Annotated in this window: 3 protein-coding genes; all 3 read left to right on the top strand. The window is 46.6% G+C overall.

Translation table 11 applies throughout. The features are described from left to right. Positions 1 to 2,075, top strand: a 2,075-nt coding sequence (locus BMX95_RS34295) for an SDR family NAD(P)-dependent oxidoreductase (RefSeq protein WP_143067632.1), incomplete at its 5' end; no start/stop codon positions are given. A 24-nt stretch (positions 2,076 to 2,099) separates the two neighbouring features. Next, the gene (locus tag BMX95_RS34290; RefSeq protein ID WP_081203086.1) at positions 2,100 to 6,581 is read left to right on the top strand and encodes a MupA/Atu3671 family FMN-dependent luciferase-like monooxygenase; all 4,482 of its coding nucleotides are present in this window, start codon (positions 2,100 to 2,102) and stop codon (positions 6,579 to 6,581) included. Continuing rightward, a partial coding sequence (locus tag BMX95_RS34285; RefSeq protein ID WP_143067631.1) for a beta-ketoacyl synthase N-terminal-like domain-containing protein occupies positions 6,568 to 7,935 on the top strand: 1,368 nt, incomplete at its 3' end. The genes BMX95_RS34290 and BMX95_RS34285, both read left to right, overlap by 14 nt.

Raw genomic sequence — 7,935 nt, 5'->3', positions numbered from 1 at the left:
ATTCGCTGATCAGTTTGTTAAAACAACAAAAGGCGCAAACAGCACCAGTGGCGATGAACCTGGTACGCAGCGTAAAAGAAACGGCCGATGACCATGGATATTTTACCGGGCGCATCGGTGAGTTATGGGCGAAGGGAGTCGCCATCGACTGGAACGGTTATTACAAAGACCAGCAACGCAGAAAAATATCCTTACCTACTTATAGTTTTGAACCGGTAAAATATCCCACAGAGGTAGATCCCATCAAAAATTATTTACAGGCGGGGTTGAACCTGGGCCTGACGGAAAACAAGGAATTAAAAGACTGGGTGTATTATCCTTCCTGGAAACGGTTGGTACAAAGTGCAGGCAGTAATGAATCGGATACCCGTCGCAGCTATTTATTTTTTTCTACTGATAATAATTTTTCGGATAGGCTTACAACTCAGCTGGCACAGGACGGGCAGGATGTAATTGAAGTGTGCTGTGGAAATGAAAACAGGCAGTTGGCTGAAAACCGGTACCAGATAGAAGCATCTATGCCATTCCATTTTGATTGGTTATTGAGCGAGTTGTCGGCAGCCGGTTTTGTTATTACTGATATACTTTACGCATGGGGAATAGGAGTAGAACCGCAACCGAATCAGGCATATTTTGGCCTGGTGTACCTGGTACAATCGCTGTTACGGGCGGGTATGCTTCAGGAGAAGCGGATTGCTGTGTTAACAGAGGGCTTGCACAAAGTGCTGGGCACGGAAACGGGCCACTACAATCAATCATTATTATTGGGGTTGGTGAATGTGCTGCCACAGGAATATTCGGTGACCTGTTTTAATATCGATCTGTTGCCGTCGGAACCATTGGATCAGTGGATTCCGCAATTAGCTGCTGCAATTCGTGAGCAGGAAGGCCGCAAGGAACGCATTGTGGCGCTTCGCCATGGGCAGCGCTGGATACAGGATTTTCAGAAAAATACACAGGTTATAAAAAGCGTACCCGGAAAGATAAAGCGCGGTGGTGTGTACCTGATAACCGGTGGATTAGGGAATGTAGGTTTTGTATTGAGCAAATACCTGCTGCAACAATACGATGCAAAGCTGGTAATAACGGGCAGGTCAGCGCTGGAATTACTCAGGGGCAAAAACCTAACGCATTACCAAATCCTTAAAGGGATGAACGCGGAAGTAAGCTATTGGCGTGCAGACGTAGCTGATAATACTCAAATGAAACAAGTGGTAGCGGAAGTAGAGCAGGAAACAGGCAGGATAGACGGGGTCATTCATGCTGCAGGTATTATTGATGACCATTATTTTGAACTGATAGAAGATATTACACCGGCCAATGCGTTGGCTATGCTTGCGCCCAAGGTGAAAGGCATAGAAAATATTTATCAGGTTTTTCGGGAAAGGAATCCCGATTTTGTGTGGATCACTTCCAGTTTATCGACCGTACTGGGTGGATTGGGCTTTAGTTCCTATGCCGCTGCCAATCTGTATATGGATCATTTTCTGTTGTCGAGGTTGGCAGAACTTCCAACATGGCGAATCATTGGTTTGGGGGGGATGGCATTTTCGAAAGAAGAATTGCAGAAAGAAAGTGGCCTGGTGCGTTTTGCATTGAAACCCGATGAGGTCACAGCGCTGTTCGAATGGAGCCTGGGCAATACAGGTTGTCCCGTAATGATTCAAACGGTGGAAGACTTATCGACCCGCATGCACCGGGTGTATGAAGTAAAAAAAGAAACTTACCTGAACGGTGGTATAAATGAAACTGTTGAATACATAAAGACAGAACGTGCCGGATTATCGACCATTTATATAACTCCCGGAACCGGAACAGAAAAGAAACTGGCGGTGCTTTTTGAGAATTTCTTCGGTATAGAAAGCATCGGTATTGAAGATAACTTTTTCGAACTCGGCGGTGATTCACTGAAAGCCATGATGTTGTTGAAAAGGATAAAAAATGAGTTCGATAGTGCTATTACCCTGACCGACTTTTTAAAGAATACTACGCTTCGCTTACTGGCCGCAAAGATCGACGAGCGGATATACTTCGCCGCTTCGACTGTAAAAACGGATAATGAAATAGTGATCTAATCTCAATCATTTCATATTGCAGCAATGGAAAGCCTTTTAAAAAAATTAAGGGAACGGGATATTATTATCGCCCTGGAAAATAATAATCTGAAAGTGAAATTCAATGGAGATGCACTGCCTGCTGAACTGTTGACTGAGCTTAAGGAGAACAAAGCAAAGATCGTTGAATATCTTTCAGCGCTGAATGCTGATAAAACAGATGCCGCTATACAGCCTGTAGCGCCACAGGAAAGTTATCCCTTATCTTCCTCACAGTACAGGATGTGGATCCTATGCCAGTTTGAAGGGGCCAGCCGTGCCTATAATATGCCGGGAGTGTATGTATTGGAAGGTGATCTGAGTGTGGACGCTTTGGAAGATGCATTCCTGACTTTAATAAACCGGCATGAAATATTGCGCACTTCATTCAGGACCGACCGGCAGGGCGACATCAGGCAGTTCATTCATGCGGCCGATGAAACCGGTTTTCAACTTGCATACCGGGACCTTCGGAAGGAGACTGAAACCGACGCACTGGATAATGCGATCCGTTCCGATATACAGTATCCCTTTCAACTCACAACAGCGCCGTTGCTGCGTGCCTGTATTTATCAGGTCGACGACTATAAATTTATATTTACCTGTGTAATGCACCATATTGTCAGCGACGCCTGGTCGCTGCAGGTTTTATTCAATGAGTTGTTGCTTTTCTATAACGAGATTGTTAAAGGAGCGGCGCCATCGTTAAAACCTTTGCGTATTCAATATAAAGATTACGCATCCTGGCAGGACAAGCAGTTGCGGAGTCCTTCTTTTGAAACCCATAAAAAATATTGGTTGCAGCAATTTTCGGGACAACTGCCCGTGCTGGCGTTGACCGCAGATTATGCAAGACCAGCAGAGAAAAAATACCGTGGTGGCCGGGTAACCAAACGGATCGATGCCAATACCTGTCAGGCATTAAAGGTCTTGTGCCGGCGACATGATGTTTCCCTGTTCATGGGGTTGTTGTCTTTAGTGAATCTCTTGTTGTACCGGTACACCGGCCAAACTGATCTCATCATTGGCAGTCCGATTGCCGGAAGGGATCATATTGACCTGGAAGACCAGGTAGGGCTCTATCTAAACACCCTTGCACTGCGTACTACCTTTCGGGCCGAAGACACATTTGAACAATTGTTGGCACATGCCAGACAGGTAACCCTGGGCGCCTATGAACATCAGGCTTATCCGTTTGAAAAATTGGTAGATGACCTGAATTTGCAGCGCGACCTGAGCCGCAGTCCTTTGTTCGATGTGATGATCATTTTGCAGAACGCGAATATTAAAACCGCTCAGGCAAAACAACAGTTTGGTGATATTAAGGTCGGCAGCTACCTGCAGGCGGAGCATTGGGTAAGTAAGCTGGATCTCACCTTCGATTTTACAGAATTGGAAGATGGCCTGCAGGCAACTATTGAATACAACAGCGATCTGTATCAACAGCATACCGCCACACAATGGCTCGATCACCTGGTGCAATTGACCGGGGCAGTACTTGAAAAACCAGCTGAGGTTGTTAGCCGGGTAGATTACCTGCAGCCGGAAGAGAAGAAAACATTGCTGGAAACATTTAATCAGACTGCCATCGCATTTCCCGATACGACTATTGTAAAGTTGCTGGAACAGCAGGTTCATAAAACGCCGGAGCACCCTGCATTGATAGTAGAAGACCGGTCCTTTACTTACCGGCAGCTGAATGAAAAAGTGAATCAGATAGCAGACTACCTGACAAGCACCTGTCAACTTACAACCGGTGATCTGGTGGCGCTGCAGTTGGAGCGAACCGAGTGGATGTTGTTATGCATGCTGGGTATCCTGAAAAGCGGCTGTGCGTATGTGCCCGTTGATCCATCGTATCCGCAGGAACGGATAGATTATATCATAGAAGACAGTCAATGCAAAACAGTGTTGAACGAAGCTGCATTGCTGGAAATGAAAGAAAAGCTTTCGCGGTATAATAGTCACGATGTGGACAGGCAAATACAATCATCGGATGTGGCTTATTGTATTTATACCTCCGGTACTACCGGTAAACCGAAGGGCTGTTTAGTTACACATGGTAATGTAGTGAGCTTTTTTACAGGCATGAATGCCGTCTTTACCGGAGAGCCGGGCAGTTTGCTGGCCCTCACCAATAATACGTTCGATATCTCGGTACTGGAATTGATCTGGACCCTTACCAACGGCTACCGGGTGGTTTTGCAAAAAGAAGTGAAGGATATTATCAGTATAGAACAGAAGGCGGTAAAGCCGCTTTCGTTCAGTCTTTTTTACTTTGGAAATGCAGAGTCGGGAACAGAAGATGATAAATATAAATTGTTGTTTGAAGGCGCCGGATATGCCGATAAGAACGGCTATAGCGCTGTGTGGACGCCCGAACGGCACTTTCACGAGTTCGGTGGCTTGTATCCAAATCCGTCGGTATTAGGAGCAGCGCTGGCTGCTGTTACCAAAAACATTCAGATCAGGGCTGGTAGTGTAGTGATCCCGTTGCATCATCCTATTCGCGTAGCTGAAGAATGGTCGGTAGTGGATAATATCTCACATGGCCGTGCAGGCATCGCCTGTGCCTCTGGCTGGCATGTGGGTGACTTTGTGCTTTCACCCGGCAGCTATGCAAGCCGTCATGAAGAAATGTATACTAAGATCGAGGCCATTCAGCAATTGTGGAAAGGGGAGGCCATCGCCTTTGAAGATGGAAATCGCAAGCTGAAGCACACAGGTATATTCCCTAAACCCGTACAGGCGGAACTGCCGATCTGGATCACTTCTGCCAATAGCATTGAAACGTTTAAAAAAGCCGGCGCCATGGGGGGTAAGGTACTGACCCACTTGCTGGGGGAAACAGTGGAGGGGCTGGCAATAAAGATAAAAGCCTATCGCGAAGCTTTTGCCGAAAGTGGCCACGACAGCAGTAAAGCACAGGTGGTGCTGATGCTGCATACCTACATAGGAAAAGACACAGAAAGCACCTATGAAAAGGCCCGTACACCTTTTATGAATTACCTGCGTACATCGGTAGGGCTGTTAAAATCGCTGGCAACTGATCTGAATATTGATCTGGAAGCGGAAAATTATTCCGAGGAGGATATGCAAAGCCTGCTGGAACATGCGTTCAACAGGTATGTAAATACAGCAAGCCTTATAGGTACAAAGGATAGCTGTATGAAAATGCTCGAAAAGTTGAGTGTTATTGGGGTAGATGAAATTGCCTGCCTTATAGATTTTGGGGTGCAGTATGCCGATGCCATGGAAAGTCTCGAAAACCTCACTTCCCTCAAAGATGCCTATAATGCACGGGCCGCGCATTCCGGGACAGATTATTCAGTACATGCACAATTGAAAAAGCACCAGATCACGCATTTACAGTGTACGCCTTCTATGGCTATGCTGTTAAAAACAGACATTCCATCCCTGCGATCGATACAAAAGCTACTGCTGGGCGGAGAGCGTTTGCAGCCGGCACTGGTCAGGGAACTGTACCATGATCTGCCGCAGGTAGCCATCTATAACATGTACGGGCCAACAGAAACCACCATCTGGTCGGCATGTACCCACGTTGATCGAACAGCAGAAAAAGTACTGATTGGTAAACCCATTGCCAATACCCGCATATATATCCTTGATCAGTACAGGCAATTTTTGCCGATAGGTGCAGAAGGTGAAATTTATATCGGCGGCAAAGGGGTAGCCCTTCATTATATGAATAAACCGGAACTCTCGGCGGAGCGGTTTATCAGCGATCCGTTTATACCGGGCGAACGGCTATACCGGACCGGGGATTTTGGCAAATGGTTGCCCAATGGCAATATCGAATACATAGGCCGCCGGGACGACCAGGTAAAAATAAATGGTCATCGGGTTGAATTGCGGGAGATTGAAGCTGCATTGCTCGACAATGAATTGATTGATGAGGCGGTGATAACGGTACGGGAGCAAACAGCGGGTGATAAGGAGTTGATTGCTTACTTCGTAAGTAAACAGCCGTTGCCACAAGAACATCTCAGGATGTGGTTACGGAATAAATTGCCGCAATACATGCAGCCTTCGCATTTTGTACAATTACCAAAATTACCGTTAACTCCCAATGGTAAAATAGACAGGCAACAGTTGTTGGTGCCTGAAGTGTTGGGTGAAGCCGAAGATCGTCCTTATATCTTACCACGTAATGATATGGAGGAACAGCTGGTGCGGATATGGCGTGAATTGTTGGGAAAAGACACGATAGGGGTAACCGATAATTTCTTTGATATCGGGGGCAACTCCATTAAGATCGTTCGAATGGTAAACATGATCAATAAAACAACCGACAGAAAAATAACGGTAGCTACGGCGTTCCGGTTCACCACCATTAGTGCATTGGCCGAATATCTTATTGGCGATGACGCGGTGATCGATGAGAGTACGGTAAATGAAGTGGATGCATCGGTAGATATTATGGATAGAACGGTTAGCTTATTAAATAATATTGATGAAGACAGATAACAAATATACAGGCCTTGAGATTGCGATCGTGGGAATGGCTTGTACCGTGCCCGGCGCACGTACCTGGCGTGAATTCTGGGCAAACCTCGTTAATGGGGTCGAGTCTTTGCATCATATGTCGCGCGATGAAATGGTGGCACTCGAGATGGAGGAGGTGACTATTCAGAATAAGGACCATATTCCCGTTGTACCTGCTTTAAAGGAGAAAGATCTATTTGATGCTGCCTTTTTCGATTACACACCGGTGGAAGCGAAATTGATGAATCCTGTGCACCGGGTGCTTCATCAAAGTGTTTGGGAAGCACTTGAAGATGCCGGATGTTACCCGGGCGTAGTAAAAGGCCCGATTGGAATTTATGTAGGAGGCGGCGACGATTCAAACTGGCGATTGCATGCCCGTTTGGAAAACAGAACGGAGGGCATGGATAGTTTTGGTCTGAACAATATCAGCAATAAAGATTTTCTGGCAGGTCTTATCTCTTATAAACTGAATCTGAAAGGGCCTGTTGTAGCGGTAAATACTACCTGTTCCACCTCCCTGGTGGCAGTACACCTTGCCTGCAGAAGTTTGCTGCTGGGAGAGGCGAAAGTAGCGCTTGCAGGCGGTATCACCCTGAGAAGCGAAATACAATACGGCTACTTCTACCAGGAAGGTATGATCTTCTCCAGAGACGGTCATTGCCGCAGTTTTGATAAGGATGCCAGTGGTACAGTGGCCACTGAAGGGGCTGGTATTGTAGTGTTGAAAAGGCTGCAGGATGCCATAGATGAAAAAGACCATATCTATGCTGTTATAAAGGGGAGTGCTATAAATAATGACGGCAACCGGAAAGTTGATTTTACTGCGGTAAGCGTGGAAGGCCAGGCAGATTGTATCACCAGGGCGCAGAAATATGCCCGGGTGACGCCGGAAAGCATTTCTTACGTTGAAGCGCATGGTACAGCTACAAGATTAGGGGACCCTATTGAGGTAGAGGCATTGAATCTTGCATTTAATAATAATAATAATAAAGCACATACATGTGCTATCGGTTCTGTAAAAACAAATGTTGGACATCTTGATACGGCAGCCGGGGTGGCGGGGCTTATTAAAACAGCGCTGAGCCTGCAACACAAACAATTGCCGCCGAGCCTGCATTTCCAGGAAGCAAATCCGGAGATCGATTTTGCAGGGGGGCCTTTTTATGTGAACACCCGCCTGCAGCCCTGGGCTCGCAACAGCAACTGGCCCTTACGGGCAGGGGTAAGTTCTTTTGGCATCGGGGGCACCAATGCACATGCCATCCTGGAAGAAGCTCCTGCCGTGCAGCCAACCGATGCAGGCCGTAGTTATAAATTATTAACGGTTTCTGCC

Origin of the sequence: Niastella yeongjuensis (genome assembly GCF_900110245.1) — a bacterium.
Lineage (GTDB): Bacteria > Bacteroidota > Bacteroidia > Chitinophagales > Chitinophagaceae > Niastella > Niastella yeongjuensis.
Note: the sequence above shows the minus strand (reverse complement) of the source record. Positions and strands in the feature narration are given on the sequence as shown.

What these genes read in the sequence shown, in the direction of transcription:
- BMX95_RS34290 (WP_081203086.1), top strand. Translation starts at nt 2,100, where the DNA reads ATGGAAAGCCTTTTAAAAAAATTAAGGGAACGGGATATTATTATCGCC.